At 63.7% G+C, this 26,737-nt stretch carries 29 protein-coding genes; 14 read left to right on the top strand and 15 right to left on the bottom strand.

Annotation, left to right across the window (positions count from 1 at the left end):
• Positions 1-81: 81 nt before the first annotated feature.
• The 4 genes from grpE to CBW66_RS08110 form a co-directional block, all read right to left on the bottom strand.
• Positions 82-618 carry a nucleotide exchange factor GrpE gene (gene grpE, locus CBW66_RS08125; protein WP_034788734.1) on the bottom strand — a complete coding sequence of 179 codons (537 nt, stop codon included), beginning with the start codon at positions 616-618 and terminating at the stop codon, positions 82-84.
• A gap of 344 nt (positions 619-962) precedes the next feature.
• Complete coding sequence (gene hemH, locus CBW66_RS08120; RefSeq protein WP_086137879.1) at positions 963-2,072, bottom strand: ferrochelatase; 1,110 nt, start codon at positions 2,070-2,072, stop codon at positions 963-965.
• A gap of 149 nt (positions 2,073-2,221) precedes the next feature.
• The gene (recN, locus tag CBW66_RS08115) at positions 2,222-3,889 is read right to left on the bottom strand and encodes a DNA repair protein RecN (protein ID WP_086137877.1); all 1,668 of its coding nucleotides are present in this window, start codon (positions 3,887-3,889) and stop codon (positions 2,222-2,224) included.
• A 47-nt stretch (positions 3,890-3,936) separates the two neighbouring features.
• The gene (locus tag CBW66_RS08110) at positions 3,937-4,908 is read right to left on the bottom strand and encodes an NAD kinase (RefSeq protein ID WP_230492085.1); all 972 of its coding nucleotides are present in this window, start codon (positions 4,906-4,908) and stop codon (positions 3,937-3,939) included.
• A gap of 262 nt (positions 4,909-5,170) precedes the next feature.
• On the opposite strand from CBW66_RS08110, the gene CBW66_RS08105 reads away from it, so the two are divergent.
• The 4 genes from CBW66_RS08105 (at position 5,171) to gloA (ending at position 7,843) form a co-directional block, all read left to right on the top strand.
• Positions 5,171-5,437: a hypothetical protein gene (locus CBW66_RS08105; protein WP_086137876.1), complete on the top strand. Its 267-nt coding sequence runs from the start codon at positions 5,171-5,173 to the stop codon at positions 5,435-5,437.
• A 39-nt stretch (positions 5,438-5,476) separates the two neighbouring features.
• On the top strand, positions 5,477-6,787 hold the full coding sequence (locus tag CBW66_RS08100; protein WP_086137874.1) for a sorbosone dehydrogenase family protein: 1,311 nt from the start codon (positions 5,477-5,479) through the stop codon (positions 6,785-6,787).
• A 101-nt stretch (positions 6,788-6,888) separates the two neighbouring features.
• On the top strand, positions 6,889-7,311 hold the full coding sequence (locus CBW66_RS08095) for an OsmC family protein (RefSeq protein WP_086137873.1): 423 nt from the start codon (positions 6,889-6,891) through the stop codon (positions 7,309-7,311).
• A gap of 124 nt (positions 7,312-7,435) precedes the next feature.
• Entirely contained in the window at positions 7,436-7,843 is a 408-nt protein-coding gene (gloA, locus tag CBW66_RS08090) for a lactoylglutathione lyase (RefSeq protein WP_086137871.1), read from the top strand.
• 4 nt (positions 7,844-7,847) lie between these two features.
• On the opposite strand, the gene CBW66_RS08085 is transcribed toward gloA, so the two are convergent.
• Positions 7,848-8,753: a LysR substrate-binding domain-containing protein gene (locus CBW66_RS08085; protein ID WP_086137870.1), complete on the bottom strand. Its 906-nt coding sequence runs from the start codon at positions 8,751-8,753 to the stop codon at positions 7,848-7,850.
• Positions 8,754-8,846: 93 nt separating this feature from the next.
• Here CBW66_RS08085 and CBW66_RS08080 point away from each other — a divergent pair, with 93 nt between their 5' ends.
• The gene (locus CBW66_RS08080) at positions 8,847-9,314 is read left to right on the top strand and encodes a DMT family transporter (protein WP_086137868.1); all 468 of its coding nucleotides are present in this window, start codon (positions 8,847-8,849) and stop codon (positions 9,312-9,314) included.
• Positions 9,315-9,384: 70 nt separating this feature from the next.
• Here CBW66_RS08080 and CBW66_RS08075 read toward each other — a convergent pair whose 3' ends face one another.
• The 4 genes from CBW66_RS08075 to CBW66_RS08060 form a co-directional block, all read right to left on the bottom strand.
• On the bottom strand, positions 9,385-10,716 hold the full coding sequence (locus tag CBW66_RS08075) for a TolC family outer membrane protein (RefSeq protein WP_086137867.1): 1,332 nt from the start codon (positions 10,714-10,716) through the stop codon (positions 9,385-9,387).
• Positions 10,717-10,859: 143 nt separating this feature from the next.
• Positions 10,860-11,183 (bottom strand): rhodanese-like domain-containing protein, encoded by a 324-nt coding sequence (locus CBW66_RS08070; RefSeq protein WP_034788759.1) that lies wholly within the window; start codon positions 11,181-11,183, stop codon positions 10,860-10,862.
• 13 nt (positions 11,184-11,196) lie between these two features.
• On the bottom strand, positions 11,197-11,847 hold the full coding sequence (locus CBW66_RS08065; protein ID WP_086137865.1) for a protein-L-isoaspartate O-methyltransferase: 651 nt from the start codon (positions 11,845-11,847) through the stop codon (positions 11,197-11,199).
• Positions 11,848-12,016: 169 nt separating this feature from the next.
• The gene (locus tag CBW66_RS08060) at positions 12,017-12,667 is read right to left on the bottom strand and encodes a TetR/AcrR family transcriptional regulator (protein ID WP_086137863.1); all 651 of its coding nucleotides are present in this window, start codon (positions 12,665-12,667) and stop codon (positions 12,017-12,019) included.
• A 327-nt stretch (positions 12,668-12,994) separates the two neighbouring features.
• Here CBW66_RS08060 and CBW66_RS08055 point away from each other — a divergent pair, with 327 nt between their 5' ends.
• Both CBW66_RS08055 and CBW66_RS08050 read left to right on the top strand, forming a co-directional pair.
• The gene (locus CBW66_RS08055; RefSeq protein ID WP_086137862.1) at positions 12,995-13,864 is read left to right on the top strand and encodes a head GIN domain-containing protein; all 870 of its coding nucleotides are present in this window, start codon (positions 12,995-12,997) and stop codon (positions 13,862-13,864) included.
• 137 nt (positions 13,865-14,001) lie between these two features.
• Entirely contained in the window at positions 14,002-14,262 is a 261-nt protein-coding gene (locus tag CBW66_RS08050; RefSeq protein ID WP_070220477.1) for a YkgJ family cysteine cluster protein, read from the top strand.
• A 9-nt stretch (positions 14,263-14,271) separates the two neighbouring features.
• On the opposite strand, the gene CBW66_RS08045 is transcribed toward CBW66_RS08050, so the two are convergent.
• The 6 genes from CBW66_RS08045 to CBW66_RS08020 all read right to left on the bottom strand — a co-directional run bounded on the left by CBW66_RS08045 (position 14,272) and on the right by CBW66_RS08020 (position 18,702).
• Entirely contained in the window at positions 14,272-15,300 is a 1,029-nt protein-coding gene (locus tag CBW66_RS08045) for an alcohol dehydrogenase (RefSeq protein WP_086137860.1), read from the bottom strand.
• Positions 15,301-15,325: 25 nt separating this feature from the next.
• A complete protein-coding gene (locus CBW66_RS08040; protein WP_172402193.1) occupies positions 15,326-16,438 on the bottom strand; it encodes an FAD-dependent oxidoreductase in 1,113 nt (370 codons plus the stop codon).
• A gap of 2 nt (positions 16,439-16,440) precedes the next feature.
• Positions 16,441-17,109, bottom strand: a complete 669-nt coding sequence (locus CBW66_RS08035) for a cupin domain-containing protein (protein WP_086137859.1) — start codon at positions 17,107-17,109, stop codon at positions 16,441-16,443.
• 79 nt (positions 17,110-17,188) lie between these two features.
• Positions 17,189-17,533, bottom strand: coding sequence for a carboxymuconolactone decarboxylase family protein (locus CBW66_RS08030; RefSeq protein ID WP_086137857.1), 345 nt, complete (start codon positions 17,531-17,533; stop codon positions 17,189-17,191).
• Positions 17,534-17,585: 52 nt separating this feature from the next.
• A complete protein-coding gene (locus tag CBW66_RS08025; protein ID WP_086137855.1) occupies positions 17,586-17,867 on the bottom strand; it encodes a hypothetical protein in 282 nt (93 codons plus the stop codon).
• Positions 17,868-17,928: 61 nt separating this feature from the next.
• Positions 17,929-18,702 carry an SDR family NAD(P)-dependent oxidoreductase gene (locus CBW66_RS08020; protein ID WP_086137854.1) on the bottom strand — a complete coding sequence of 258 codons (774 nt, stop codon included), beginning with the start codon at positions 18,700-18,702 and terminating at the stop codon, positions 17,929-17,931.
• A 224-nt stretch (positions 18,703-18,926) separates the two neighbouring features.
• Here CBW66_RS08020 and gcvA point away from each other — a divergent pair, with 224 nt between their 5' ends.
• The 7 genes from gcvA to CBW66_RS07985 all read left to right on the top strand — a co-directional run bounded on the left by gcvA (position 18,927) and on the right by CBW66_RS07985 (position 26,534).
• Positions 18,927-19,856 carry a transcriptional regulator GcvA gene (gene gcvA, locus CBW66_RS08015; RefSeq protein WP_086137853.1) on the top strand — a complete coding sequence of 310 codons (930 nt, stop codon included), beginning with the start codon at positions 18,927-18,929 and terminating at the stop codon, positions 19,854-19,856.
• Between the two features lie 110 nt (positions 19,857-19,966).
• Entirely contained in the window at positions 19,967-20,737 is a 771-nt protein-coding gene (locus CBW66_RS08010; protein ID WP_086137852.1) for a DeoR/GlpR family DNA-binding transcription regulator, read from the top strand.
• Positions 20,738-20,770: 33 nt separating this feature from the next.
• Positions 20,771-21,919 (top strand): MFS transporter, encoded by a 1,149-nt coding sequence (locus CBW66_RS08005; protein ID WP_086137851.1) that lies wholly within the window; start codon positions 20,771-20,773, stop codon positions 21,917-21,919.
• Between the two features lie 441 nt (positions 21,920-22,360).
• The gene (locus tag CBW66_RS08000; RefSeq protein ID WP_086137850.1) at positions 22,361-23,206 is read left to right on the top strand and encodes an undecaprenyl-diphosphate phosphatase; all 846 of its coding nucleotides are present in this window, start codon (positions 22,361-22,363) and stop codon (positions 23,204-23,206) included.
• 6 nt (positions 23,207-23,212) lie between these two features.
• Positions 23,213-25,036, top strand: coding sequence for a DNA helicase RecQ (recQ, locus tag CBW66_RS07995; protein ID WP_086137849.1), 1,824 nt, complete (start codon positions 23,213-23,215; stop codon positions 25,034-25,036).
• A complete protein-coding gene (locus CBW66_RS07990) occupies positions 25,036-25,518 on the top strand; it encodes a hypothetical protein (protein ID WP_086137848.1) in 483 nt (160 codons plus the stop codon). Before recQ ends, CBW66_RS07990 begins: the two co-directional genes overlap by 1 nt.
• Before the next feature lie 44 nt (positions 25,519-25,562).
• Positions 25,563-26,534 carry a LysR family transcriptional regulator gene (locus CBW66_RS07985; RefSeq protein ID WP_086137847.1) on the top strand — a complete coding sequence of 324 codons (972 nt, stop codon included), beginning with the start codon at positions 25,563-25,565 and terminating at the stop codon, positions 26,532-26,534.
• Positions 26,535-26,737: the final 203 nt, after the last annotated feature.

Raw genomic sequence — 26,737 nt, 5'->3', positions numbered from 1 at the left:
CTTTTATTTGCTAGATTTCAGATGGTTCTTATATGTGGCAAAGCGGCATGGTTTCAAGGCTTGCTTGATGCCGCACTCTGATTATTTTGCTTGCGCGGTCGTGACAATGGCTGGACGCAGCAGACGGTCCGCAATCATATAGCCCTTTTGCAAGACTGACACGATGGTATTGGCTTCCTGCTCCGCTGGCACCACGGCAACAGCCTGGTGTTTCATCGGGTCGAGTTTTTCGCCCTGCACTGGCAAGACTTCCACCAGGCGGTTGCGCTCGAACGCGGCGTTCAGTTGCTTCAGGGTCATCTCGACGCCTTCTTTCAGCGATTCGATGGTCGGTGCTTCCACCGTCAGCGCCGTTTCCAGGCTGTCTTTCACCGGCACCATGGCTTCGGCAAAGCTTTCCACTGCGAATTTATGCGCTTTAGCAACATCTTCCTGCGCACGGCGACGAATATTTTCGCCATCGGCCTTGGCGCGCATGAAGGCATCGTGCATCTCTGCAAGACGCGCTTCGGTACTCGCCAGCTGCTCTTCCAAAGTAGGCTCTGCGGGAGTCGATGGGGCAGTCGCCGCGGCGTCCGCTTGCGGATTAGGTACAGCTTGGTTTTCCTGATCTTGCATCTAGAAAGCTCCTACAATCAATGACTTAAATGAGTTAGTCTAACTATCTTTACAACACTAACGGGCAGATGGGGCTATATCCTATTGTTTCAAGGGGTATGCATGGCAAAACCAGAATTACAGCGATTCATGTTACAGCTTATTACAAAAAGCTACCCATTTCGGCCAGTGAGCCGTGCGCGCCCCCTTGATTTTCCAGGCTTCCCCGGGCAAAGCGGGCWTTCTACCAGCCCCGCCACGGCCATCGCCACTGGCGGCGTTGCTATCTAGATAGTACTTTTGCCCCGCCACACATGACAAAGCCGCGCAAGCGCGGCTTTTGATTGCTCAAAAATTAATTATCCTTAATTCGCCGCGCCCAGGGCCAGCGCCGCCGCGCGCGCTTGCTCGCCCGCCTTCTTGTCCGCGTCGCGCTGCGCCGCCGTCTTCATCGTCGGCCAGCCGATCATATGCTGCTCCGCAATTTCCGCCATGCCCGCGATCCAGGCCGGCGTTTCGTTCAGGCAAGCGATGTAGTGAAACTGCTGGCCGCCGGCCGTTTCAAAATCATGCTTGGCCTCCATGGCGATCTCTTCCAGCGTTTCCAGGCAATCGCTAGTAAAGCCAGGGCACAGCAGGTCGACGCGCTTGACGCCCTGCTGCGCCAGCGCCACCAGGGTGGGCGCCGTGTACGGCTGCAGCCATTCGGCCTTGCCGAAGCGCGACTGGAAAGTCACCACGTATTGCTCTTTAGTTAATTTCAACTGTTCCGCCAGCAATCGCGCCGTTTTCAGGCATTGGCAGTGGTAAGGGTCGCCCAGCAGCAAGGTGCGCTTGGGCACGCCATGAAAGCTCATCACCAGTTTTTCCGGACGGCCATGCGCTTCCCAATGGTTCAGCACGGAATCGCGCAAGGCGTCGATATACGTGTCGTGCTCGTGATATTGCTTGATAAAACGCAATTCCGGCACATTGCGCACCGTGGCGTAATGGGCGAATACGGCGTCGTAGATGGAACCCGTCGTCGTGCCCGAATATTGCGGATAGGCCGGCAGGATGGCGATGCGCTCGCAGCCTTCGCTTTTCAGCCGGGCCAGCACCTCGGGCAAGGAAGGCGAACCGTAGCGCATGGCCATGGCCACGGTCACACCATCGTGACCCCGCTCGGCCAGGGCGCCGGCCAGCAGTTTCGCCTGCTTTTGCGTGTGCACTTTCAGGGGCGAGCCCTCGCGCGTCCAGATCGACGCGTATTTCTTGGCCGACTGGCCAGAACGGAATGGCAAAATAATCAGGTTCAAAATGAACCACCAGACGATGCGGGGTATCTCCACCACGCGCGGGTCCGACAAAAATTGTTTCAGGTAGCGCCGCACGGCTGACGAGGTCGGTGCATCGGGCGTGCCCAGGTTGACCAGCACCACGGCGCTGCGGTCGATGCTGCCATGCGTGTACGGCGGTTCAGTTTGAAATGACATGAAGGCTCTTCGAAGGCGTTGGATGGATTAGCCAGTTATTATAGTTGCATTGAGTTAATAGCGAAGCACTGGGGTCAGACCCTCAATGCCGCTAACGTCAAGCTCAGCGCTAACGCATCCGGGGGTCTGACCCCGGATTTAAGCCGCGTTCAAATCGCCAGCAATTCGCGCGCATGCTTGCGCGTGGTGGCCGTGATTTCCAGGCCGCCCAGCATGCGCGCCACTTCTTCCACCCTGGCCTTGGCGTCGAGCATGTCGATGCGCGAGGCCGTCTTGCCATTGTCCAGGGTACTTTTTGCCACCTGGAAATGTTGATTCGCTTGGCTGGCCACTTGCGGCAAGTGGGTCACGCACAGCACTTGCCGTCCCTGCCCCAGGCGTTTTAATAAGCGTCCGACCACTTCCGCGACGGCGCCGCCGATGCCGCTGTCGACCTCGTCGAAGATCAGGGTCGGCGTGGTGGTGGCGTGCGAGGTGATGACGGAAATGGCCAGCGCGATGCGCGCCAGTTCGCCACCGGAGGCCACCTTGGCCAGTGAACGGGGCGCCGTGCCCGCATGGCCGGCGACAAGGAATTCCACTTGTTCGAGGCCGTGGGCTGCCGGTTCGCACGGGTGCAGGGCGATCTCGAAGCTGCCGCCCGTCATGCTCAGTTCCTGCATGGCACGCGTGACGGCCTGCCCCAGCTCCAGGGCGGCGGCGCGGCGCGTGGCGGACAATCGCTCGGCCACAAGGCGGTATTCGGCCTCGACCTTCGCTTCCTGGCGCAGCAAGCCTTCGATATCGGAAGCGTCGGCCAGGTGCTGCAGCTTTTCCGACAGCTTGGCGTGTTCCTCCGGTAATTCTTCGGGCGTGACGCGGAATTTGCGGGCCGTGCTGTGCATGGCTTCCATGCGCGCGTCGAGCTGGTGCAAACGCTCCGGATCCAGCTCCACCCGGTCCAGGTAATTGTTCAGCGCGTACACGGACTCCTGCAGCTGGATGCGCGACGATTCGATCAGGTCGACGATCGGTTGCAATTCCGCATCGACGGAGACCAGTTTGCCCAGCTTCTGGTTCAGGGCCGACAGTTGCGACACGATCGGATGATCTTCCTGCTCAGAAATGATGGACAAGGCTTCCTGCGCCCCTTCCAGCAGGCTGGCCGCGTGCGACAGACGGCTGTGCTCGTTCGTAATCTCCGTCCATTCGCCAGGTTTGGCGGCCAGTTTTTCCAGTTCGCCCACTTGCCATTCCAGCCGTTCGCGTTCGTACAGCACGTTGGCGGCGTTCGTTTCGAATTCTTCGCGCTGGCGCACGAGGGCGCGCCAGCGCTTGTGCAGCGCCGCCACCTGCCGCGCATCCTGCTCGGCGCCCGCTGCCCTTGCCGTCGCCTGGCCGTCGAGCAGGGCGCGCTGCGCCTCGCTTTTCAGCAAGGACTGGTGCGCGTGCTGGCCGTGGATGTCGACCAGCAGGTCACCGAGCTCGCGCAGCTGCGCCGCCGTGGCGGGAATACCGTTGATAAACGCCTTCGAGCGGCCCGCATTGTCGATCACGCGGCGCAGCAGGGCGCCGCCCTCGTCGTTGGCGAATTCATTGGCCACCAGCCACGCCTGCGCCACCTCGCTGACGGAAAAATCGGCCGTGATGTCGGCCTTGGCCGCGCCTTCGCGCACCACGCTGGCGTCGCCGCGCCCGCCCAGCGCCAGGGTCAGCGCATCGATGAGAATGGACTTGCCGGCGCCCGTCTCGCCCGTCAGCACGCTGAAGCCGGCGGAAAATTCCAGTTCAATGGTATCGACAATGACAAAATCGCGAATGGACAGTGTATGGAGCATGGCTTCTGTGGTTAGGCGGCGCACCGCGGGTTGACGTGGAGAAAAAGTTAGCTGAGCTTGCCCTCGCCCGACGGGTACTCATTCCAGTGCAATTTTTCACGCAGGGTGTTGTAGTAGCTCCACCCTTCCGGATGCAGGAAGGTAATCGTGTGCGGCGAACGGCGGATGAGGATGCGGTCTTGCTGGAGCAGGCTGGCAAACGTCTGCATGTCGAAATTGACGCTGATATCGCGCCCGCGCACGATCTCCACCACGATCTGGCTGGAATCGGGCAAGACGATGGGACGGTTCGACAGCGCATGCGGGGCGATCGGCACGAGCACGATGCCGCCCAGGGTCGGGTGCAGCAGGGGGCCGCCGGCCGACAGCGCATATGCGGTCGAGCCCGTGGGCGTGGCGATGATCAAGCCATCCGAACGCTGGTTGTACATGAAGTGTCCATCAACCTCGACGCGCAATTCGGCCATGCCGGCGCCGCCGCCGCGCGAGACGACGACATCGTTGACGGCCATGCCCACGTGAATCGACTCGCCATCGCGCAGCACGCTGCCTTCGAGCAAAGTGCGGCGCTCGGCCTTGAAACGGCCGCCGAGAATTTGCGCCAATACAGGCAGCATGCGCTCAAGTGGAATATCCGTCATGAAGCCCAAACGCCCCTGATTGATACCGATCAAGGGGACGTCGAATGGCGCCAGCTGGCGCGCAATGCCCAGCATGGTGCCGTCGCCGCCCATGACGATGGCGCAATCGGCGGCGGCGCCGATTTCGGCGGCCGACATGGCGTGCACGCCGGGAAACGCCAGGTTCAGATGCGCGGCCGTCTCCGCCTCGAAGACCACCGTGTGGCCCAGCACCTGCAGGAAATCGACGATGCTTTTAACGGGCTCGGCAATGCCATCCGTATTCTGCCGCACGACCAGGGCGATGGTCTTGGCGCCCAGGTTGAAGGGCTCGCCCGGGGCTGGCAAGGTCGCGGCTGGCTGTTCGGCGCACTGTTCGGCGGGTGTTTCGACGGGCATAAGAGTCTCGGTAGTCAATTCGGTGGCAAACCGCCCCAGGCTGTCGCGTCGCACGCCGGCATCGCATGATACTGTATATATGCACAGTATAGTGCGGCTGCCGTGTGCCCGCAAGGGGCGTTCTTGGTGTTGCACGCAGTGTAGCGCAGAAAAAGAATCGTCCATGCGTGCGCCAGCGCTCGCAGCATGGACAAATCCGCTTGCAGGCAGCCTGGCGCGGCAGGACACTGATTTCACGTCAATACTTCTGTCAGGAGGCCATATGGTTACCCAGCATAGCGAACGCAAGATCAATACCGATGAAAAGGTCAAAAATGACGGCGTCGACCGTCTGCCGCACGAACGCGACGAATCGCCCGATGCGCAAAAGGTGCGCCCGCGCAAGATCATGCAGCAGGCCGCCAGCGACCTGGAGCAAGGCCTGGTCGATACGGACCGGCACGCCCAACCGGGCGTGGAAAAGGTCAAGCCCGCCGCACCGCAGCAAGCCCGTCCCGACGCGCAACTGGAACCAAAGAAGGCGCGCTGAATCGAACTGTCAGGCACCGCTATTTTTCCGGAGTACGCCATGCACCGTTACGTCTGTTCCTTGCTGCTCGCTGCGGCCTGCGGCGCCCATCTCGCCCATGCCCAGGCGCCCGCCATGCCCGTGGGCTTCGGCCCGCATCCCGTACTGCCCGCACCGGACAAGCAGCTGATTCCCACCGTGAATGTGGCACCCGTGCAGCGCTGGACGGCCGCGCAGCGTCCCGTTGTCGCGGCGGGCCTGGCCATCCATGCGTATGCGCGCGATCTCGACCATCCGCGCTGGCTGTATGCCTTGCCGAATGGCGACGTGCTCGTGGCGGAAACGAACGCCCCGCCGAAACCGGACGACAGCAAGGGCATCAAGGGCGCCATCATGCAGATGCAGATGAAAAAGGCGGGCGCGGCCACGCCCAGCGCCAACCGCATCACCCTGCTGCGCGGCATCGATGCGAATGGCACGGCGCAGACGCGCAGCGTGTTCCTGCAGGGACTGAATTCGCCATTCGGCATGGCCCTGGTGGGCAACGAGCTATACATCGCGAATGCCGACGCGCTGATGCGCTTTCCCTACGTCACAGGGCAAACGGCCATCACGGCGCCCGGCGTCAAGGTGATGGATTTACCGGGCGGGCCCATCAATCACCACTGGACCAAGAACGTCATCGCCAGCCCCGACGGTAAATTTCTCTATGTTGCCGTCGGTTCGAACAGCAACGTGGGCGAAAACGGCATGGCGGCCGAAGATGGCCGCGCCGCCATCTGGCAATTCACGCGCGCGACGGGCAAGGCCCGCGTGTATGCCACGGGCTTGCGCAATCCCGTGGGCCTGGCGTGGCAGCCCAGGACGGGCGCCCTCTGGACGGCCGTCAATGAACGCGACGAGCTGGGCAACGACCTGGTGCCCGACTACATGACGTCCGTCAAGGATGGCGCCTTCTATGGCTGGCCCTACAGTTATTGCGGCCAGCACGTCGATGCACGGGTCAAGCCGCCCCGTCCCGAACTGGTGGCCACGGCCGTCGCACCCGACTACGCGCTGGGGGCGCACACCGCCTCGCTGGGCTTGGCGTTTTATGACGCCACCCTGCTGCCGCAACGCTACCGGGGCGGCGCCTTCATCGGCCAGCACGGTTCATGGAACCGCAAGCCCTTCAGCGGCTATAAAGTCATCTTCGTGCCCTTCGCCGACGGCGTGCCCAGCGGCCAGCCACAGGATGTCGTCAGCGGCTTCCTGGACGAGAACGGCAAGGCGCAGGGACGCCCCGTCGGCGTGGCCGTCGACAAGGCGGGCGCGCTGCTGGTGGCGGACGACGTGGGCAATGTCATCTGGCGCGTAACGCCGGCGCCGTGAAGGCATCGGCGCCGCGCATGCGCCCCCTGTGTGGCGCAACGAACGGAAGGGCAAGGATGGCACGCGCATGATGGACCCTCGAACCACGCAAGGAGTACATCATGAAAAAAACAGGATCAGCCGTCTGGAGTGGCGGCCTTAAAGACGGCAAAGGGTTTATTTCCACCCAAAGCGGCGCGCTCGACAATGTGGCCTATGGTTTCAACACGCGCTTCGAAGACGGTCCCGGCAGCAATCCGGAAGAACTGATCGGCGCTGCCCACGCGGCCTGCTTCACCATGGCCCTGTCCGGTCAGCTGGGCGAGGCGGGCTTGCGCGCCACGGCCCTGAAAACCACAGCCGACGTCAGCCTGGAAAAGATCGATGGCAGCTATGCCATCACGGCCGTGCACCTGACCCTGGTGGCCACCATTCCCGGCGCCACCGACGCAGCGTTCCAGGATGCGGCCCTGCGCGCCAAGCTCGGCTGCCCCGTATCCAAGTTGCTGGCCACGGAAATCACCCTGGACGCCCATCTGGAATAAGCACGCCACCAAACACGCCACCGTCCGCCGCCCCTGTGCCAGTGGGTGGCCAGGACGGTCTCGGCAAGAAAGCCGTAAAACGCATAAAATCCTGCCATTCCCCTCTCACCCTCAAGGATTTACGATGCGTATTTTGCACACCATGTTACGGGTCGGCGACCTGCAGCGCTCCATCGATTTTTACACGAACGTCCTGGGCATGAAGCTGCTGCGCACCAGCGACAATCCGGAATACCAGTACACGCTGGCCTTCGTCGGCTATGGCTCGAACCCCGACCACGCGGAACTGGAACTGACGTATAACTATGGCACCACCAGCTACGAGCTGGGCACGGCGTACGGCCACATCGCCATCTCGGCCGACGATATCGTTGCCGCGTGCGACGCGGCACGCGCGAATGGCGGCAACGTCACGCGCGAACCGGGCCCGGTGAAAGGCGGCAACACGGTCATCGCCTTCATCACGGACCCGGACGGGTACAAGATCGAATTGATCGAGCGCAAGTTCGACGGCCAGGGCGCCGGCCTGTAAAACATCAGCCTGGCTCGGCGGCGTGTGCAATGGCCGCGCGCAGCCAGGCGATGCCTGCATCGCCGTCCGTGCGGCGGTGGCGTATCGCTTCAAACGCAAACGGCGCGATGGCAAACGGCGCGGAGCACAGCGTCAGCCCTTGCGCCACACTGCCCTGCAAAGCGCGCCGCGCCACCGTCAGTATCAAATCCGTCCCCATCACCACCTCCGGTGCGACCGTCCAGTACGGTACACGCACGGCAATGCGGCGCGCCTGGCCCAGTTGTGCCAGCGCCGCGTCGACTTCAGCCGCCACGCCCCCTTCGCTGGACGCCACCAGCACGTGCGGGCGCGCCAGGTAGGTCTCCAGGCTCAGCGTTTCACCCGGCGCCAGGCTGGCCGGATCCAGCGCGCAGACGAACGTTTCCTCAAATAAAGTTTCCCTGAGCAACTGTTCGGGCAGCTGTGGAAACACGCCCAGCGCCAGGTCGATCTCGCCATCCTGCACGCCGGCCACGACTGCAGAACGGCTGGCGTAGCTGATGGCCACGTCGATGCCGGGCGCGTCCATGCGCAAGCGGCGCAGCAAGCGGGGCAAGATCAATGCCGCGCCGTAATCCGACATGGCCAGGCGAAACACGCGCTGCGCCGTGGCCGCCTCGAAGACGGCGCCGCCGAGCACGGAGCGCACGCTCTGCAAGGCTTCGGCCAAAGGCCGCGCCAATGCCAGTGCGCGCGCCGTCGGCTGGAAGCCGCCCTTGCCGCGCAGCAGCAGCGGATCGTCGAGCAAGTGGCGCAAGCGTGCCAGCGCATGGCTGACGGCTGGCTGGCTCATGTGCAAGCGCTCGGCCGCGCGCGACAAATGGCGTTCGCTCAGCAACGCTTCCAGGATCACCAGCAAGTTCAAATCGACGGCGCGCAGATTATTCATTTGATGCATAGTTAGCTGACAAACTACGAATTGGATTTAATGACGACAGCATAATACGATGCTTCCATCAACTCAACACGCAGGGAGTCGCACATGAACGGATGGATCACCTTGTTTGCCCCGCTGGCCATGCTGGCCGGCGCCGTCGTCCCTTTCCAGGCGGGCGCGAACGCCGCGCTGGGCCGTAACCTGGGCCACCCGCTGTGGGCCACGCTCGCCTCGCTGGCCGTCAGCGCCGTGCTTGCGTCGCTTGTGATGCTGGTCTGGCGGGTGCCCGCGCCCGATTTGCACCTCGCCGCGCGCGGGCCGGGCTGGTCCTGGCTCGGTGGCGCGGCCGGCGTGTTTTATATTACGGCCGCGCTGATGCTGGCGCCGCGCATGGGGTCCGGCCCTTTCATGGCGGCCGTCATCGGTGGGCAAATGCTGGCGGCGCTGGCCATCGACCGCTACGGCTTGCTGGGCTTTGCCGTCAAGCAGATTTCTCCGCTGCACTGGTTGGGTGCGGGCCTGGTGGTGGCTGGTGTGATCGTGACGCAAGTGGCCAACAGCCGCGCCGCGTGACCACACCTCAATGCGAAAAAAAAACCAGCGCCGTTGCCGGTGCTGGTTTTAGTTCAAAGCAAGACCGCGCTTACTTGTCCAGCAAGGCGTTGACCGGCAGCAAATCCGTTTCCTTCAAGGTGCCAGCCGCCGCCTTCAGGCGCAAGCCGTTCATGATGGTGTCGTAACGGGCTTTCGACAGGTCTTTTTGCGTCGAGAACAGTTGTTTCTGTGCATTCAAGACGTCGATATTGATGCGCACGCCCACTTGATAGCCGAGCTGGTTCGACTCGAGCGCCGATTTGCTCGACACTTCCGCCGCTTCCAGCGCCTTGACTTGCGCCAGGCCGCTGTTAACGCCCAGGAAAGCCTGGCGCGCGCCTTGCGATGCCGCGCGGCGTGCCGTTTCCAGGTCGTTGCGGGCCTTGTTTTCCAGCGCGATCGATTCGCGTACCTTGCTGGTGACGGCAAAGCCGCTGAAGATCGGGATACTCCACTGCACGCCGATGGCATTATTGTTGGCGCCGCCGCCGCCGCCCGTCGTGTAGGTGTGGCCCGTGTTGGCGATCAGGTCCAGGGTCGGATAGTGGCCGGCGCGGTTGCGGCCGATGTCGCGCTTGGCCGATTCCACGTTGAACTGGGCCGTGACGACGCCGTAGTTCTGCTCTTCCGCCGAGCTCACCCACGGTTCGATGGCGGCCGGCTCCGGCGCGCTGATGACCACGCCCGTGCGCATCGGCGCCAGCGAGGTCGGCGCTTCGCCGATGATGGTTTGCAGGGCGCTGCGTTTGTTGGCCAGGTCATTGATGGCGGCAAATTCCTGCGCCACCACCAGATCGTACGCCGCTTGCGCTTCGTGCGTGTCGGTAATCGTTTGCGTGCCCACTTCGAAGTTGCGCTTGGCCGATGCCAGCTGCTCAGTCGTGGCGACTTTTTGCGCCTGCGTGGCGCCCAGGTTGTCCTGCGCGCTCAGCACGTCGAAATATGCCTGCGCCACGCGCGTGATCAGGTCTTGCTGCACCTGTGCAAACTGCGCCTCGGCAATCGCCTGCGCCAGCTTGCTTTGCTGATAGGTTTCCCAGCGATCCCAACGGAACAGCGGCTGCGCCAGGGTCAGGTTGTAGGCATTCGTGTGCACATTGACGGTCGGCATGGTGATCTTGTTACCTTGGCTCAACATGATCGGCTCCTGATTGCCACGCGTATTCGTCCCGGAAGCGGAAATTTGCGGCAGCAAGCCGGCCAGCCCCTGCGGAACCCGCTCCATCCCGGCCGACAGGGCCGCGCGCGCGCTGGCATACTGCGCGTCATTGGCCAGCGCCTGCTGGTACACCTGGATGAGATCGGCCGCCTGTGCTTGCAGCGAGCATGTCATCGAGACAAAGGCGCTGGTCATCAGCACGGCGATAAGGGGTTTCCGCATTGCATTTCTCCGTTGGAGTCGTCAAAAGTTGATGGAATCAAAAATCTGCTACCGCTTGCCTTGCGCCCGCCGGATGGACGGGGTACAGGCCTCCGCAGGCATGCGTGAAAACATGCCTGGGTGCATCTCTACTGCAACATCACTTAGTATTTAGGCATTGCGCTGTCGACTTGCAGCGCCCAGGCATGCACGCCGCCCGTCAAATTACTGATCTTGCCAAAACCATTACGTTCCAGGAAGGCCGCCACTTGCATGCTGCGCATGCCGTGATGGCAGATGCAGACGATCTCGGCATCTTCATCGAGGTCATCGATGCGGGCAGGAATCGAGTTCATCTGCATCAAGGTGGCGCCGTCGAGGTGGCACAGGTCAAACTCCCACTGTTCCCGCACGTCCAGCAGGAACGGACGCGGGCGGGAAGGGTCAGCCAGCCAGGCGGCCAGCTGCGGTGCACTCAAATGCTCCATCGAATCGGTCGCCTCAGAACTGGAAATGCGACGGTGCCACGGCTTGCAGCGGCGTGACATTGGTTTCAAACAGCTTGCGCGTGTCGTACGCCTTGTCCGAGCTGCGCGTGATCAGGTGCGCCGACATGATCGGCGCTTCGCCGATGATGGCCAGGATGCGGCCGCCGACTTTTACTTGTTGCAACAGCGCTTCCGGCAGCACGGCCAAGGCGCCGGACACGACGATCACATCGTACGGCGCGCCCTTGCTCCAGCCCTGGGCGCCGTCGCCCAGTTCCACGCTGACGTTCGTCACGCCATTGGCGGCCAGGGTCTGCTCGGCCAGGGTTTTCAATTCGGGAACGATTTCCACGCTCGTCACATGGCGTGCCTTGTGCGCCAGCAAAGCGGCCATGTAGCCGCTGCCGGTGCCGATTTCCAGCACATTTTCATGCTTCTTGACGGCTACGTCTTGCAAAATGCGCGCTTCCAGCTTTGGCGTGAACATGCATTCGCCGCCGCCCAATGGAATTTCGGTATCGACGAAGGCCAGGTTTTTATAGGCGGCTGGCACGAAATCTTCGCGTTTAACCACGTTCAACAGCTCCAGCACGTCGATATCCAGTACGTCCCATGGACGGATCTGCTGTTCGATCATATTGAAGCGGGCTTGTTCGATATTCATCTTTGGACTCGGTAAGTGAAGTAATAATCCGCCATTTTATCGTTGAACTGGCTGAAAGCACATGTTAACCATAAAGGCGGGGAATGGAGGAAATTTGCGACGATCTGCAGATTTGGGGGGGCGAACCTTGGAAAAGGGGCAACTGAACGGTAGCAAGGGGCCCGGTGCATCAGCTTTTCCCGGGCGCCTCCGCCTGCAGGCTGCGCAAGGTCATGTCGATAAACGCATCCATGTAGGCGAGCGGGTCGATATCCTTGACCTCGCATGGCAGGAAGGAATGCGTCCACATCATGAGCATGGTGACGGGTGCGCTGAGGATGGTGCTGACCAGCACCGGATCGACCTGGCGGAACTCGCCGCGCTGCATGCCCCGTTCCAGCAGGCTGACGATCAGCGCATGGCCGCGCGTGACGACTTCTTCGTTGTAAAACTGCGCCAGTTCCGGGAAATTGTTCGCTTCGGCCAGCATCAGCTTGGCCAGACCGGCCAGCTTGGTGGCGCCGAGCTCTTCCCACCATTGCATCATCACCTTGCGCAACAAGTCGGCGCTGTTATCCTCCGACGCGGCCATGCTGTTTTCCGCCTCGCCGATCGAATGCACGATATTGTCGCGCACCACGGCCTTGAACAACTCCTGCTTATTCTCGAAGTACAAGTACAAGGTGCCCTTCGACACGCCGGCCCGCTTGGCGACATCCTCCAGCCGCGTCGATGCGAAGCCCCGTTCGACAAACAGGTCGAGGGCGGCGGCGAGCAATTCCTGCGGGCGGGCATCCTTGCGCCGCTCCCAGCGGGGCTTGGTATCAATCGGGGCTTGCATGTATCTTTCCAAGTAACTTACTTTTGAGTCATTAATAGTAGCCCTGTCTACGGGCAAGGTCAAGCGCGAGCGACACGGGGCACCGCCCCGTATGCAGAACACGGGTATTGTACGCTCCGTGCCGGCATTGGCGACACCTGCTCTGGCGCCTGACCTGTGGCGCCGGGTGAAGCAGAATGCGTTTCAGACCCCGTTTTGCGCAGTTCATCGCATTGGTGTTCAGCAAAGACAGGCGCTTTGCTATCTTGACATCGACGGCACGGCAGCCGCGGCGCGGCAGCCGGCTTATTTCTTGTCCTGAACTAAAACAATCATAAAGGAAACATCATGCGTACCTTGCTGGCCCTGTGCTGCGCCCTTGCCCTTGGCGGTTGCGCCATCGTCATCAACCCCAACGATGGCGAAGTGCGCCATGCGGACTCGGGTGGCAATGCCCTCCAGGGCAACGAGCAAGTGAGCCGCGACGTGCGCCAGGTCAGCAACATCAACACGCTCGACATCGACAGCATGAAGCGCATCGATATCAAGATCGACGTGCGCGTGGGACCGGCGACATCGCTGGTGATCGAAGCGGACAGCAATCTGCAGTCGCGTATCCATAGCGAAGTGAGCGGCAATACCCTGCGCATCTGGAGCGATACGAACATTCGCAGCAGCAACGGCATCCACGTCATCTACACGACACCACAATTGAAGAAGATCAATGTGTCCGGCGCTGGCCGCCTGGTGGCCAGCGGTTTCAATGGCGACGATTTAAGCCTGGAGCAGCGCGGTTCGATGAAGAGTGAATTGTCGGGCACGGTGGGGCGCCTCGACGTGGCCAACCATGGCTCGGGCAGCATCAACGCGGCGGCCCTCGCCAGCGGCAACACGGACGCGGTGCAGAACGGTTCGGGCAATATCCAGCTGGGCAGCGTACGGGGCGAACGCATCAACGTGGCCGTCAACGGCTCGGGCAGCATCAGCGCCAGCGGTGCCGTTCAGCGCCTCGATGCCAACGTGAATGGCTCGGGCGACATCAACCTGGCCGCCCTGCGCAGCGACGTCGCGTATCTGGCGAGCAACGGTTCGGGCGACATCGACGTCACCGTCCAGAATGAAGTCAACGCCCGCGCCAGCGGTTCCGGCCGCATCACCGTGCATGGCGATCCAGCCCGCCGCACGTTGTCGGGCAAGCGCGTCAGCATCGTGCGCTAGGCAAGCGGCGGGAAGCGGCAGGCCGCGCCGACTTGCTATACTGTCGGCCCCTGATCCCTTTCCAGCCATCGCCGTGCCGTCCTGCGCCTGCTCCCTGGCAGCCGGATGGCAAGCTGGTCGTCCACTAAAGAATAACCATGAACTGCCGCGACCACTGCGGAGCATGCTGCATCGCTCCCTCCATCACCAGCCCGATACCGGGCATGCCGAACGGGAAACCCGCTGGCGTCCGCTGCGTGCAGCTGGGAGACGATAGCCGCTGCCGCATTTTCGGACAGCCGGAACGGCCGGCGTTCTGCGCAGGATTGCAGCCGTCGGCAGAGATGTGCGGCGCCAGCCGCGAACAGGCGATACGCTGGCTCGACGACCTGGAGCAGGCGACGGCGCCGCAAACTTGAAGAGAGCGCCTAGGCCTGCGGCAACATGGTCAGCACCATGCGGAACTTGACGTCCCCGGACTGCATGCGCTGGTAGGCTTCGGCCGCGCGTTCCAACGGCATGGTTACGATGCGCGGACGCACGCCGGCCAGCACGCTGAAACTGAGCGTCTTTTCATTGTCATACGGCGTGCCGGTGATCGAGCCGAGCACGCCGCGTTCGCCCACCACCAATTTACCGGAAGACACCAGCAGCGGGTCCTTGCCCGCGCCCAGCACGACCAGCCGTCCGGCTGGCGCCAGGCCGTCCATCAGCGCCGTCACGGCAGCCGCGCTGGAGACGGTGGTGATGACCGCCTGCGCCCCGCCATGCGCTTGCAGCACGGCGGCCGCATCCTCGGCCAGGCTGTCGACGTACACGTGCGCGCCCAGCGCCAGCGCGTCCTGCGCAATATCGCCGCCGCGCCCGATCGCCACCACCTTGAAGCCCATGCGGCGCGCATACTGCAAGGCCATATGCCCGAGGCCGCCGATACCCAGGATGGCGACCGTATCGCCCGCCTGCGCCCCGCTCTTCTTGAGCGCATTGAAGGTGGCAAGGCCGGCGCACAGGATGGGCGCCGCCTCTTCCGCATCGAGCTGCCCGGGAATGGACACCAGGCCGGTGGCGCGCGCCAGCATCATCTCGGCATAGCCGCCGTCGCGGCTGGCGCCCACGAACGGCTGGTCCTGGCATAACTGGAAACGGCCTTGCCGGCAGGCCGGACAGGCGTTGCAGTGGCCGCCCAAACGGCCGACACCGACGCGCTGGCCGATTTTCCAGATGCCCGGCGTGTGTTCGCCCAGCGCGACGATGCGCCCGACCACCTCGTGACCGGGCACGCGCGGCGGCTGCAGCGCCGGGTCGGCGCCGTCGATGTCGGCGCTGTCGGCGCCACAGATGCCGCAGGCTTCGACGGCGATCAAGACTTCGCCCACGCCAGGCAGTGGCGTGGCGCGCTCGACCAGTTCCAGCACGCCGGGGCGGCTCACTTGCATGGCGCGGTAAGTGGTTTTCATCTTCATTCTCCTTCGTTGAGTTAAGTCACAGAATTGCCGGGCGCTGCTGCCCCTCTTGCCAGGCCTGCACGCCGAGAGCGGCCGCCTCGACCGCGCCGGCCAGATAGCCTGGAAAACGCGGCGACCATTCGCTGGCGATGGCCGTCAGGCGGCCCTGCCAGGGGCCGGTCGCGGGCGCCGCTGCCGGGGCGTGTCCATGCTCGCCGCCGGCGTCGAGGTCGGCGGCGGTGGCGGTCAGCACGTCCTGCGACCAGTCCTTGATGGCATCGGCGCGCGGCCCGGCCGCTTGCGGGCCGAACAGCCGTACCAGCTGGGCCCGGCAATGCGCCAGCAAGGTCTCGTCGTCGAGGCGCTGGCGCGTGCGCGCCGGCACAGCCAGGAAACCGAACAGGGCCGCGCTGCCGCCCGGCATCGAAGCGTCATGGATCTCGCCCAGCGGCCCGCTCTGGCTGCGCGCCGAACCGGACAAACCCTGTTCGCGCCAGAACGGCCGCTCGTAGACGGCAACGTACTTCGCATGGGGCGCCATCCAGGTGGCGGTGGCGGCCCACTCGCGCGCCAGCGCCGCGGGCAGGGCCGGCTCGTACGCGATGCCGGCGGCAGCCAGGCGCGGCGGCAATGCCAGCAGCACGTGGCCGGCGTGCCACGTGGTGACGGCGCCCGCCGCATCCACGCTATCGACTTCGACGTGCTCGGCCGCATGGCGCAAGCGCCGCACCTCTTGTCCGGTGACGATGCGCGTGCTGCGCAAGGTGCCGTGCAAGGCATCGGTCAGCGCATTCATGCCGCCGATCAGGCGCATCGATGGCGGCGCGCTCGCGTAGGTGCGCATGCGCACCGGCGCCTCCCCTGCCGCGCGCTGGTACAGCATGTCGCCCTGGTCGTACTGGGCGAAGCGCTGCAGCCCCAGCTCGTCGACCAGCTGGTGCAGCGCGCTCTGCTGCTCGGGCCAGAACCAGGCCGGGCCCAGGTCGAAGCGGTCGCTGCCGCCATCTGCCGGCATGCCGGCGATACGCCCGCCGATAAAATCGCGCGCTTCGAGCACGAGGACATTGGCCACGCCCAGCCGCTCCAGCAAGTGAGCCGCGTACAGGCCGCTCAGGCCGGCGCCGATAATGATGATGCGTGCGTGTTGCATATTCAGCCTTTCCAAATCGTGTCCGCCACATGCCGGACTTTCAGGTAGACGGTGGCCCCATGCGCGCCGGCAATGATGGCGGGCAAGGCGCCGGCAGGCAGGCGCACCCAGCTGCGCGGCGCGCAGGCATGCTGGCGTGCGCGCACCTCGCCCTCGAGCACCAGCAGTTCCAGGCCGCCGCCTGCCTCGGCCAGCAAGGCTTCATGCGGCGCCAGCCGCTGCAGGCTGACCCGCTCGGCAGCATCGTCGAACAGCGGGCAGACGGCCCGCCCCCGCTCCTCGCGCCAGTTGGCGGGGTCGCGGGTGTCGATGCGGACGTGACGCTGTTCGCGCGGCTGCATCTGCTGCAACTTGACGAAGATCACGGCGCCCGCGCCGCTCGACGGCCGGTGGCTGGAGCCGGGCGGATTGCGCAAATACCAGCCGGCGGGATAATCCACGCCGTCTTCGGAAAACGTGCCGTCGAGGACCAGGATTTCCTCGCCGCCCGGATGCCGATGCGGCGGGAAGATGGAATCGGGCGCATAGCGCACGATGCTGGTCGCGCGCGCTTGCTCGGCACCGATGCGATCGAGCATGATGCGCTCGACGCCGCCCTGCGGCGACGCGACCCAGCGGTACTGGTGCGGCGCCAGGATGACGGGGCGCGAAAAATCGGCATTGATCAGCATGACAAACTTCCAGAGTTGAAAAAACGGCCGCCGCCAGCCACGGCATGGCGCCCTGACCGGCGGTGGCGGCGGCCAGCGCTTACTTGTTTGGCAGTTGCTGGTAGGCTTCCATCACGCGCGCCGAATACGTCAGCGCGGCGCCCGTATTGAGCGCGATCGCCACGCCGAGCGCTTCGGAAATTTCTTCCAAGGTCGCGCCGGCTTCCACCGCTTTCTTGGTGTGCACCGAGATGCAGCCATCGCAACGCGTGGTGATGGCCACCGCCAGCGCGATCAGTTCGTGGATCTTCGGCGCCAGGTGGCCAGTCTTGGCGGCGGCGCCGTCGATGGCCATCACGCCGCGCATCACGTCGGGGCTCTGCGCGGCGTAATCGCCGACTTTGTCCAGCAGGGAGTCGCGGTAGGTATTCCAGTCTTGCATCATGATTGTTGCTCCAAAAAAAGGGAATCAGAGGTAACAGCGGGCGGGTGCCCGCTTAGGCCACGGTATAAATGCGCACGTCGGGCGCCGCGTCCAGCAGCGGCGTGAGCGCCACCACCACGTCGCTGTTGAACAGCGCGCTTTGCAGATAGGCATTGGCGTTGGCCACGCTGTCGAAGCCATGCAGAACTTGCACGTCTTCCTCGCGGATCAGCAATTGCTTCGACTGCGCGCCCGCGATGCCGGCCAGAAATGGCGCCTTGTACTGCTGATAGACGCCCGCCGCCGCGGCGCGGTTGGCGTTGGCGATCTTGAGGGTGATTTGCAGATAAGCCATGCGATGCTCCTTGATGATCAGGTGAAGAAAAAGCGGGGCAAGGCAAGCTTGCCCCGGAGATTTAGTTGCGGCCGGCCATCACGCCGCCATCGACGTCCCACACGGCGCCGGTCACCCAGGCGGCCTTGTCGGACAGCAGAAACGCCACCACTTCCGCCACGTCCTGCGGCGTGCCCACGCGGCCGATCGGGTGGAAACCGTTGAAGCCCTGCAGCGCCTCGTGGACGTCGGCCTTCGGAATAAAACCTTCGTAGATCGGCGTCTGCACCACGGCTGGCGAGACGGCATTGACGCGGATCTGCTTCGATGCCAGTTCCATCGCCAGATGCTGGGTCAGCGAGTGCAGGCCGGCCTTGGCCATCGAGTACGCCGACGATGGCGTGGCGGCGATCGCCTGCTTGCCCCACATCGAGCCGATGTTGACGATCGCTCCCGGGCGTCCGCCGGCGACCAGGTGCGCGGCCACTTTTTGCGTGATGAAGAACAAGGCCTTGTTGAGATTCATGTACTGGTCGTAGTCGGCGGCGCCGTGCTCGAGGAACGGTTTCGGGAAGAACACGCCGGCCGCGTTGACCAGCAGATCGATGTCCGCATGCTGTTCGTCCAGCGTTTTCAGCAGCGCGGCCAGGCCCGCGTCGCTCGACAGGTCGGCGGTCACGGCCCACACCGTGCCGAGGGCCGACAATGCCTTGCGCGCCTCTTCGGTTTTTTCTGCGCGGTGGCCGACGATCACGGCGCTGCTGCCTTGCTCCAACACGGCGCGTGCCGTCGCCAGACCCATACCGCTGGTGCCACCCACGACCAGCAGTTTCTTGCCTTCGAATTGCTTGCTCATTTCTATTCCTTTCCTATGCCCGCCGTCCAGGCAGGCGCTGTTGAAGAAAAACTTCCGTGCAGTTGTGTCCTGCCGCGATGCAATGCATTCTGCGCTTGGCGGCGAACGGGAACAAACCAGATTAAATGTCAGTCATTGAAAGAAAATCTTTAGCGGTATGGTTGCGGAGTGACTAGAATAAGCAGGCAGCGACGCGCAATCACGCGAGACCATGGAAGAAAATCATGAAGACACCGATCCATCTGAACGCCTTGCGGGCATTCGAAGCGAGCGCCCGCCACCAAAGCTTTTCGGCCGCCGCCGCTGAACTCAACGTCAGCCCGGCTGCCGTGGGCCAGCTGGTGCGCACCCTGGAAGACTGGCTGGGCGCGCCGCTATTCCATCGGCACGCGGCGGGCAAGACGCGCCTGGTGGCGACGGAAGCCGCGGAGCGCGCGCTGCCGGATTTGCGCGCCGGCTTCGACCGCTTGCTGCTGGGCCTGGAAAGACTCAAGGAAGGTTCGCTCAACGGCGTGCTGACGGTGACCGTCAGTCCCGCCTTCGCCGCCAAGTGGCTGTTGCCACGGATTGAACGCTTTCAATCGGTCTGCCCGGAAACCGACGTGCGGCTCGATACCAGTCTGAAGCCCGTCGATTTCGTCTCGCAACGCATCGATATCGGCGTGCGCTACGGCACCGGCAACTGGCCGGGACTAAGCGCCGACAAATTGATGGATGAAGAAGTCTATCCCGTGTGTTCACCCGCGTTTCTGCAACAGCATGCGCCATTGCGGCAGCCGGCCGACCTGGCGCGGCAAACGCTGATTCACGACCTGTCGATGGATGGCCATGGCGATTTTCCAACGTGGGAAGCGTGGCTGCACAAGGCAGGCGTGCGCGATAGCGCCAGCGCGCGCGGCATGAAGATCAACAACTCGGCGGCGGTGCTGCAGGCGGCGGCCGAAGGCCACGGCGTGGCGCTGGCGCGCAGCGTGATGGCGCATGACGATATCGCCTCCGGGCGGCTGGTGCGCCTGTGCGGCGCGATCTCTTTTCTTTCGCCGCTGGCCTACTACGTGGTCTACCGGCCTGAGTCAGCAAGCCTGCCGCGCCTGGCGACCTTTCGCGGCTGGCTGCTCGAAGAGGCAGGCAAGCAGGCCGCCGCTGCACGGTAGGCCAGCCGTTGGCCGCCGGAATGTGCAGGCCGGAATGCGCAGATAAGCATTGACCGCGATTGCACGTTTGAGTATATTTATACGCATTCCTGCACGTTTATAAAATCCACATGTCCGCCACCCTGCTTCTCAAACAACGCCACGCACTGATCCAGCAACAATTGCAAGCCGACGGCAGGGTCCTGGCGCTGGATCTGGCGCGCCAGCTCGATGTGTCCGAAGACACGATACGGCGCGATTTGCGCGAAATGGCGGCGGCCGGCCTGTGCCAGCGCGTGTATGGCGGCGCCCTGCCGCTGGCGCCAGACGGCGGTACCCTGACACAGCGCAAGCAGGAAGCGCCGGAACGCAAGGCGCGCCTGGCGCAGGCGGCCGTGTCGCTCGTGCGCGCGGGCCAGGTGCTGTTTCTCGATGCGGGCTCGACCAACCTGGCCATCGCCAGCGCCTTGCCCGAGTTAGCGCTCACTGTCATCACGAATGCACCCGCGATCGCCATGGCGCTGATGGAACGCCCGGAAATCGAGCTGATCATGGCTGGCGGCCGGGTCGACCGCCGCGCCGGCGCCAGCCTGGGGCCGCAGGCGCTGCGCACGGTCGAGCGCATGCATCCCGACCTGTGCTTCCTCGGCGCCTGCGGCACCGATGCGGACGCGGGCGTAACGGCGTTCAACTACGACGAGGCGGAATTCAAGCGCAGCATCGCCGGCGCCAGCAAGGCCGTGGTGGTGGCCGTCACCAGCGACAAGCTGGGCACGGCCGCGCCATTCGGCGTGCTGGCCACGGGTTTGCTGCAGCACCTGGTCCTCGAAGCTGACGCCGATGCGGTCCACGTGGCCGCCTTTGAACGGCTGGGCGTGCAAGTGCTGCGCGCGCGCGCCTGATTTTCTCCACTCTGACTCTTGAAAAGCTCCTCCATGCACCTTACCGGCACCCCGCAACAACGCGCCACGCGCCTGGTCTTCTTTGCCGCCGGCCTCGGCATGGCCGCCTGGGCCCCATTGGTCCCCTACGCCAAATCGCGCCTGGGCCTCGATGAAGCGACGCTCGGTATTTTGCTGCTGTGCCTGGGCGCCGGCTCGCTGTGCGCGATGCCGTTTACGGGCATGCTCACGGCCCGCTTCGGCTGCCGCAAGGTCATCGTCGGCGCCGGCCTGCTGCTGACCGCCATCCTGCCCGGCCTGGCGCTGGCCGCCACGCCGCTGCAACTGGGCCTGGTGCTGCTGGTGTTCGGCGCGGCCATGGGCACCTTCGACGTAGCCATCAACATCCAGGCCGTGATCATCGAAAAAGCCAACGGCGGCGCCATGATGTCGGGCTTTCATGCGCTGTTCAGCGTGGGCGGCTTTGCCGGCGCGGCCTGCATGGCCCTGCTGCTGTGGCTGGGGCTGACGCCGGCCTGGTCCTGCGTGGTGGTGATGATGCTGCTGTGCGCCGTGCTGGGCGCGGCGCAAGGCCATCTGCTGCCGACCGCGTCCGCCTCCGGTGAAAAGACGCCGCTGTTCGTCATGCCGCATGGCGCCGTCATTTTCATCGGTCTGCTGTGCTTTATCGTCTTCCTGGCCGAAGGCGCGATTCTCGACTGGAGCGCCTTGTTCCTCACCACCACGCGCGGCGTGGAAGAAGCCAAGGGCGGTCTCGGTTACGCCGCCTTCGCCATCGCCATGACCGTGGGCCGCTTCACGGGTGACAAGGTGGTCAGCCGCTTTGGCGGAAAGCGGGTGCTTACTTTTGGCGGGCTGTGCGCGGCGGCTGGCTTCTTCCTGGCCGTGCTGGCGCCGCACGCCAGCCTAGCCATGGCCGGCTTCGTGCTGATCGGCCTGGGCGCGGCGAACATCGTACCCATCCTGTTTACGGCAGCGGGCAACCAGCATGCCATGCCGGCCAGCCTGGCGGTGGCGGCCATCACCACCATCGGCTATGCGGGCATCCTGGCCGGTCCGGCCGTGATCGGCTTTGTGGCGCACGCCACCAGCCTGAATATCGCCTTCGCCATGCTGGGCGCCGCCCTGCTGCTGGTGGCAGCCAGCGCGCGCCTGGTGGCACCGGACAAACGGGCTTCCTGAACCCTTAATGCCGTTCAGATAGCGCCCCTGCGCGACCAGTAGACCTGCAAAACGGATTAAAGCCCCAGTCGCCCGCACAGGTGTACCGGGCCAAGCGAGCCTGAAAAATGGCGAGGGCAAGGCGAAGCGACGAAGACAGTACGCATGTACGGCTAGGAGCTGCAACGCCGCCATCGGCATTTTCTCGGGCTCGCGTCTCCGGCCCGCCATTTTTACGTTTTTACGCCTGACACCTTTGCCTTTCAATGCGTCGGACAGCTTAACTGAACGGCATTAGGCCTGAACCCGCCCTTTGCCTGGCGGGCAGCGGCAAAAAACCGCTGTCCTCCAACGCCCAAATAAGGTCGGCAAGCCTCTGTCATGGTAAGCTTCGACCCCGCGCACAGTGCTGCGCGCAACGCGGTCACCCCATCCTGCCACTTATTACCCGTTTAAATATCTATGGATCTCATTCTTGCGCTAAAAGCCATCATCATGGGGCTGGTCGAAGGTTTTACCGAATTCTTGCCGATTTCGTCCACGGGTCACCTGATCCTGGCCGGCAGCCTGCTCGACTTTACCAAGGATGTCTCGAAAGAAGTCATGGATGTCTTCGAAATCGCCATCCAGGCCGGCGCCATCCTGGCCGTGTGCTGGGAATACCGCCAGCGCATCGGCAGCGTGCTGACCACCTTCGGCAGCGAAGCGAAGTCGCGCAAGTTCGTGCTCAACGTGGCCATCGCCTTCCTGCCCCTGGCCATCATCGGCCTGGCCATCGGCAAGATGATCAAGCATGCGCTGTTCAAGCCAGTACCAGTGGCCATGGCCTTCATCATCGGCGGCATCGTGATTTTGCTGGTGGAGCGCCGCGCGCGCACCAATCCCGTCACCGTGCGCGTCAACTCGGTCGATGAAATGACGCCGTTCGACGCCCTGAAAGTGGGTTGCGCGCAGGCCTTCGCGCTGATTCCCGGCACCAGCCGTTCCGGCTCGACCATCATCGGCGGCATGCTGCTGGGCCTGTCGCGCAAGACGGCCACCGAATTCTCGTTCTTCCTGGCCATCCCGACATTGCTGGCGGCCACCTTCTACTCGCTGTACAAAGCGCGCGACATCCTGTCGGCCACCGACGTGCCCCTGTTCGGCCTGGGCACCGTGGCCGCCTTCATCTCCGCCTTCCTGTGCGTACGCTGGCTGCTGCGTTACATCAGCTCGCACGACTTCACGTTTTTTGCCTGGTACCGCATCGTGTTCGGCTTGCTGGTGTTGGCCAGCGCCCACTACGGCTGGGTTGTTTGGGCAGAATAAGGCACTATGAATCAAGATCTTAACCAGCGCGCGCTGCACCTGCTGCAAACCGTTTTCGGCTACCCGGCCTTCCGCGGCCAGCAAGCCGACATCGTCGACCACGTCAGCCATGGCGGCGACGCGCTGGTGCTGATGCCCACGGGCGGCGGCAAGTCGCTGTGCTACCAGATTCCCGCGCTGCTGCGCGACGGCGTCGGCGTCGTCATCTCGCCATTGATCGCGCTGATGCAGGACCAGGTCGACGCTTTGGCCGAAGTGGGCGTGCGCGCCGCCTTCCTCAATTCCACGCAAACGTATGAGGAAGCGAGCCGCATCGAACGCCTGGTGCGCACGGGCGGCATCGACGTCGTCTACGTGGCGCCCGAGCGCCTGATGACGCAGCGCTGCCTGGACCTGTTCCAGGCCTCGAAGATCGCCCTGTTCGCCATCGACGAAGCGCACTGCGTGGCCCAGTGGGGCCACGACTTCCGTCCCGAATACATCAAGCTGTCGGTGCTGCACGAGCAGTTCCCGGACGTGCCGCGCATCGCGCTCACGGCCACGGCCGACCCGCAGACGCGCGCCGAAATCGCCCTGCGCCTGCAGCTGGAAGACGCGCGCCAGTTCGTCTCGTCCTTCGACCGCCCGAACATCCGCTACCAGATCGTGGAAAAGGCAAATGGCCGCAAGCAGCTGCTCGACTTCATTAACACGGAACACGCGGGCGACTGCGGCATCGTGTACTGCCTGTCGCGCAAAAAAGTCGAAGAGACGGCGGAATTTCTGAACCAGAGCGGCATCCGCGCCCTGCCGTATCACGCCGGCATGGAGTACGCCAAGCGCAGCGCCAACCAGGCGCGCTTCCTGCGCGAGGAAAACATCGTCATGGTCGCCACCATCGCCTTTGGCATGGGCATCGACAAGCCCGACGTGCGCTTCGTCGCGCATCTGGATCTGCCGAAAAGCATCGAGGGCTATTACCAGGAAACGGGGCGCGCGGGCCGCGACGGCATGGCCGCCAACGCCTGGATGGCGTACGGCTTGCAGGACGTGGTGCTGCAGCGGCGCATGATCGACGAATCGGAAGCGGACGACACCTTCAAGCGCGTGCTGGGCGTGAAACTCGACGCCATGCTGGGCCTGTGCGAAACACTGAGCTGCCGCCGCATGCGCCTGCTCGAATACTTCGGCGAACCGGCTTCACCGTGCGGCAATTGCGACACCTGCCTGGTGCCGCCCGTGTCGTTCGACGGCACCGTGCCCGTGCAAAAACTGCTGTCGGCCATCTACCGCGTCGACCAGCGCTTCGCCGGCGGCCACGTGATCGACGTGCTGCGCGGCGTGGAATCGGAACGCATCAAGACCTGGCACCACGATTCCCTGTCCGTGTTCGGCATCGGCTCGGACCTGGGCGAGGCGGAATGGAAATCGATTTTGCGCCAGGCCATCGCGCTCGGTCTGGTCTCGGTCGACCATGAGCAATACAGCTCGCTGAAGCTGACGGACGCCTCGCGTCCCGTGCTCAAGGGCGGCCAGAAAGTGCAGCTGCGCCAGTACCAGAAACCGGTGAAAACCAGCAAGCGCAGCACCAGCGTGGCGAAAGGCTATGTCGAAACGGACTTGTCCGCCAGCGAGCAGGCGATCTTCGACAAGCTGCGCTGGTGGCGCGTGGAGACGGCGCGCACGCACAATGTGCCTGCCTACGTGATTTTCGTCGACGCCACCCTGCGCGAAATCGCCAAGGCCAAACCGACTTCGCTCGAGCAGATGCGCGGCGTGAGCGGCGTGGGCGAGAAAAAACTGGCCTCGTATGGCGACGAAATCGTCGCCATGATCCTGGAGATGATGTAATGGAAGCACTCTCGTCCGACCTGATTTACCAGGCCGTGAAAATCCTTGGCGCCCAACCCGGCGTCAGCGATGAAACGGAAGACCAGCTGCGCGCCCTGGTGCGCGACGACATCACGGTGCGCCGCCTGGCCGACGTGATTCCGGAAGCGTTTGGCCTGGTGCTGGCCTCGCACCTTCCCGGCGCCGACAAGATGGTCTTGCCCGACACCTTCTGCGCGCAGGACGAGGATGGTGAATGGGAGCCGTTTGCCATGCGCTGCGAACCGATCTTTGTCGTCGCCGCCAATATCGCCCAGCACACCTTCCACAACGGCCCACGCGCGCTGCTGAAAAACCTCTCCGAACAGAGCTCCCTGCTGTCGGCGATCAGCCAGGCCCTGTACAAGACCGACACCCTCGACGGCACAACCGTGGGTCCGCCATCGTTCTTCGGCCTGCCCGCCACGCTGTACCGGCCGGCGGCATCGCCCGCTACGCCCTGACCACCCTACTTTGCCTCTGCCCTTGATAACGGAACGCTGCCGCGATGGAAACCAAATGGCTGGAAGACTTCATCTCGCTCGCTGAAACGCATAATTTCAGCCGTTCCGCGGCCTTGCGCCACGTGACCCAGCCAGCCTTCTCGCGACGCATCCAGTCGCTGGAAAACTGGCTCGGCATCGACCTGGTCGACCGCACCTCGTATCCCACGCGATTGACGCCGGCCGGCGCCGTATTCTACGAGCAGGCGCTGGAAATGCTGGGGCAAATCAACGGCGTGCGCGCCCTGTTGCGCGGCAAGCGCGCGGCCACGCAGACGAGCGTCGATTTCGCCGTGCCGCATACCCTGTCGCTGACTTTCATGCCGAAGTGGCTGACGGCGCTCGAAGTTGGTTTTGCGCCGATCAACAGCCGTTTGATGGCGCTGAACGTGCATGACGCCGTGCTGCAGCTGGTCGATGGCGGCTGCGACCTGCTGCTGTGCTACCACCATCCACGCCAGCCGGTGCAACTTGACCCGGGCCGCTACGACATGCTCGTGATGGGCCACGAAACCCTGCGCGCGTATGCGCGCTGCGGCCAGGACCGGGTGCCGGACTTCGTCCTGCCAGGCAGTGCCAAGGAGCCGCTGCCCTTCCTCTCCTACACCAACAACGCCTACCTGGGCCGCATGGTGGAACTGCTGCTGGCAGACGCCAAGGCGCCGCTGTTCCTCGACACCTGCTACGAAACGGACATGGCCGAAGGCTTGAAAGTGATGGCGCTGGAGGGACGCGGCATCGCCTTTCTGCCCGAATCAGCCGTCATGCGCGACGTCAAGTACAAGCACCTGGCGCGCGCCGACGGCGGCGCGCCAGGCTGGGAAATCGAACTGGAAATCCGCTTGTACCGCGAACGCCCGTCCAGCCTGCGCCCCGGCAAGCAGATCGTCGAAAGCCTGTGGCAATACCTGGTGCAGGCGCAGGACGGCAAGGCGCGCGCCGGCAAGCGCCGCAAGCCGCGCACCGGCACAGCTTAAAATCCTGACAATCAAACTATGCATTAAATGCATAACCGGATGCGCACAAAGCATTGGCCGGGGCATGCGGCTATCGCCTACGATGCGGTTCCGCTGCGCGCAACTCAATTGGGTGCGCCTACCACAGCATTTTTGAATGCCAGGAAAAATCGTAGCGAGCGGCAGTGATTTGTGGCCGAGAAGCGCAGCTGTACGAAGGTACA

This window comes from Janthinobacterium sp. GW456P, from assembly GCF_002127655.1.
Lineage (GTDB): Bacteria > Pseudomonadota > Gammaproteobacteria > Burkholderiales > Burkholderiaceae_D > Janthinobacterium.
Note: the sequence above shows the minus strand (reverse complement) of the source record. Positions and strands in the feature narration are given on the sequence as shown.

Bases quoted from the DNA above. Each gene is read 5' to 3' on its own strand.
- CBW66_RS08025 (WP_086137855.1), bottom strand. From the start codon at position 17,867: ATGGCTTATCTGCAAATCACCCTCAAGATCGCCAACGCCAACCGCGCC.
- CBW66_RS08055 (WP_086137862.1), top strand. From the start codon at position 12,995: ATGCGTACCTTGCTGGCCCTGTGCTGCGCCCTTGCCCTTGGCGGTTGC.
- CBW66_RS08020 (WP_086137854.1), bottom strand. From the start codon at position 18,702: ATGAGCAAGCAATTCGAAGGCAAGAAACTGCTGGTCGTGGGTGGCACC.
- CBW66_RS08105 (WP_086137876.1), top strand. From the start codon at position 5,171: ATGGTTACCCAGCATAGCGAACGCAAGATCAATACCGATGAAAAGGTC.
- CBW66_RS08080 (WP_086137868.1), top strand. From the start codon at position 8,847: ATGAACGGATGGATCACCTTGTTTGCCCCGCTGGCCATGCTGGCCGGC.
- CBW66_RS08005 (WP_086137851.1), top strand. From the start codon at position 20,771: ATGCACCTTACCGGCACCCCGCAACAACGCGCCACGCGCCTGGTCTTC.
- CBW66_RS08085 (WP_086137870.1), bottom strand. From the start codon at position 8,753: ATGAATAATCTGCGCGCCGTCGATTTGAACTTGCTGGTGATCCTGGAA.
- CBW66_RS08045 (WP_086137860.1), bottom strand. From the start codon at position 15,300: ATGAAAACCACTTACCGCGCCATGCAAGTGAGCCGCCCCGGCGTGCTG.
- CBW66_RS08010 (WP_086137852.1), top strand. From the start codon at position 19,967: ATGTCCGCCACCCTGCTTCTCAAACAACGCCACGCACTGATCCAGCAA.
- CBW66_RS08060 (WP_086137863.1), bottom strand. From the start codon at position 12,667: ATGCAAGCCCCGATTGATACCAAGCCCCGCTGGGAGCGGCGCAAGGAT.
- gcvA (WP_086137853.1), top strand. From the start codon at position 18,927: ATGAAGACACCGATCCATCTGAACGCCTTGCGGGCATTCGAAGCGAGC.
- CBW66_RS08035 (WP_086137859.1), bottom strand. From the start codon at position 17,109: ATGCTGATCAATGCCGATTTTTCGCGCCCCGTCATCCTGGCGCCGCAC.
- CBW66_RS08070 (WP_034788759.1), bottom strand. From the start codon at position 11,183: ATGGAGCATTTGAGTGCACCGCAGCTGGCCGCCTGGCTGGCTGACCCT.
- CBW66_RS08100 (WP_086137874.1), top strand. From the start codon at position 5,477: ATGCACCGTTACGTCTGTTCCTTGCTGCTCGCTGCGGCCTGCGGCGCC.
- CBW66_RS08110 (WP_230492085.1), bottom strand. From the start codon at position 4,908: ATGCCCGTCGAAACACCCGCCGAACAGTGCGCCGAACAGCCAGCCGCG.
- CBW66_RS08000 (WP_086137850.1), top strand. From the start codon at position 22,361: ATGGATCTCATTCTTGCGCTAAAAGCCATCATCATGGGGCTGGTCGAA.
- CBW66_RS08065 (WP_086137865.1), bottom strand. From the start codon at position 11,847: ATGAATATCGAACAAGCCCGCTTCAATATGATCGAACAGCAGATCCGT.
- CBW66_RS08040 (WP_172402193.1), bottom strand. From the start codon at position 16,438: ATGCAACACGCACGCATCATCATTATCGGCGCCGGCCTGAGCGGCCTG.
- CBW66_RS08095 (WP_086137873.1), top strand. From the start codon at position 6,889: ATGAAAAAAACAGGATCAGCCGTCTGGAGTGGCGGCCTTAAAGACGGC.
- recQ (WP_086137849.1), top strand. From the start codon at position 23,213: ATGAATCAAGATCTTAACCAGCGCGCGCTGCACCTGCTGCAAACCGTT.
- grpE (WP_034788734.1), bottom strand. From the start codon at position 618: ATGCAAGATCAGGAAAACCAAGCTGTACCTAATCCGCAAGCGGACGCC.
- recN (WP_086137877.1), bottom strand. From the start codon at position 3,889: ATGCTCCATACACTGTCCATTCGCGATTTTGTCATTGTCGATACCATT.
- gloA (WP_086137871.1), top strand. From the start codon at position 7,436: ATGCGTATTTTGCACACCATGTTACGGGTCGGCGACCTGCAGCGCTCC.
- CBW66_RS08075 (WP_086137867.1), bottom strand. From the start codon at position 10,716: ATGCGGAAACCCCTTATCGCCGTGCTGATGACCAGCGCCTTTGTCTCG.
- hemH (WP_086137879.1), bottom strand. From the start codon at position 2,072: ATGTCATTTCAAACTGAACCGCCGTACACGCATGGCAGCATCGACCGC.
- CBW66_RS08050 (WP_070220477.1), top strand. From the start codon at position 14,002: ATGAACTGCCGCGACCACTGCGGAGCATGCTGCATCGCTCCCTCCATC.
- CBW66_RS08030 (WP_086137857.1), bottom strand. From the start codon at position 17,533: ATGATGCAAGACTGGAATACCTACCGCGACTCCCTGCTGGACAAAGTC.
- CBW66_RS07985 (WP_086137847.1), top strand. From the start codon at position 25,563: ATGGAAACCAAATGGCTGGAAGACTTCATCTCGCTCGCTGAAACGCAT.
- CBW66_RS07990 (WP_086137848.1), top strand. From the start codon at position 25,036: ATGGAAGCACTCTCGTCCGACCTGATTTACCAGGCCGTGAAAATCCTT.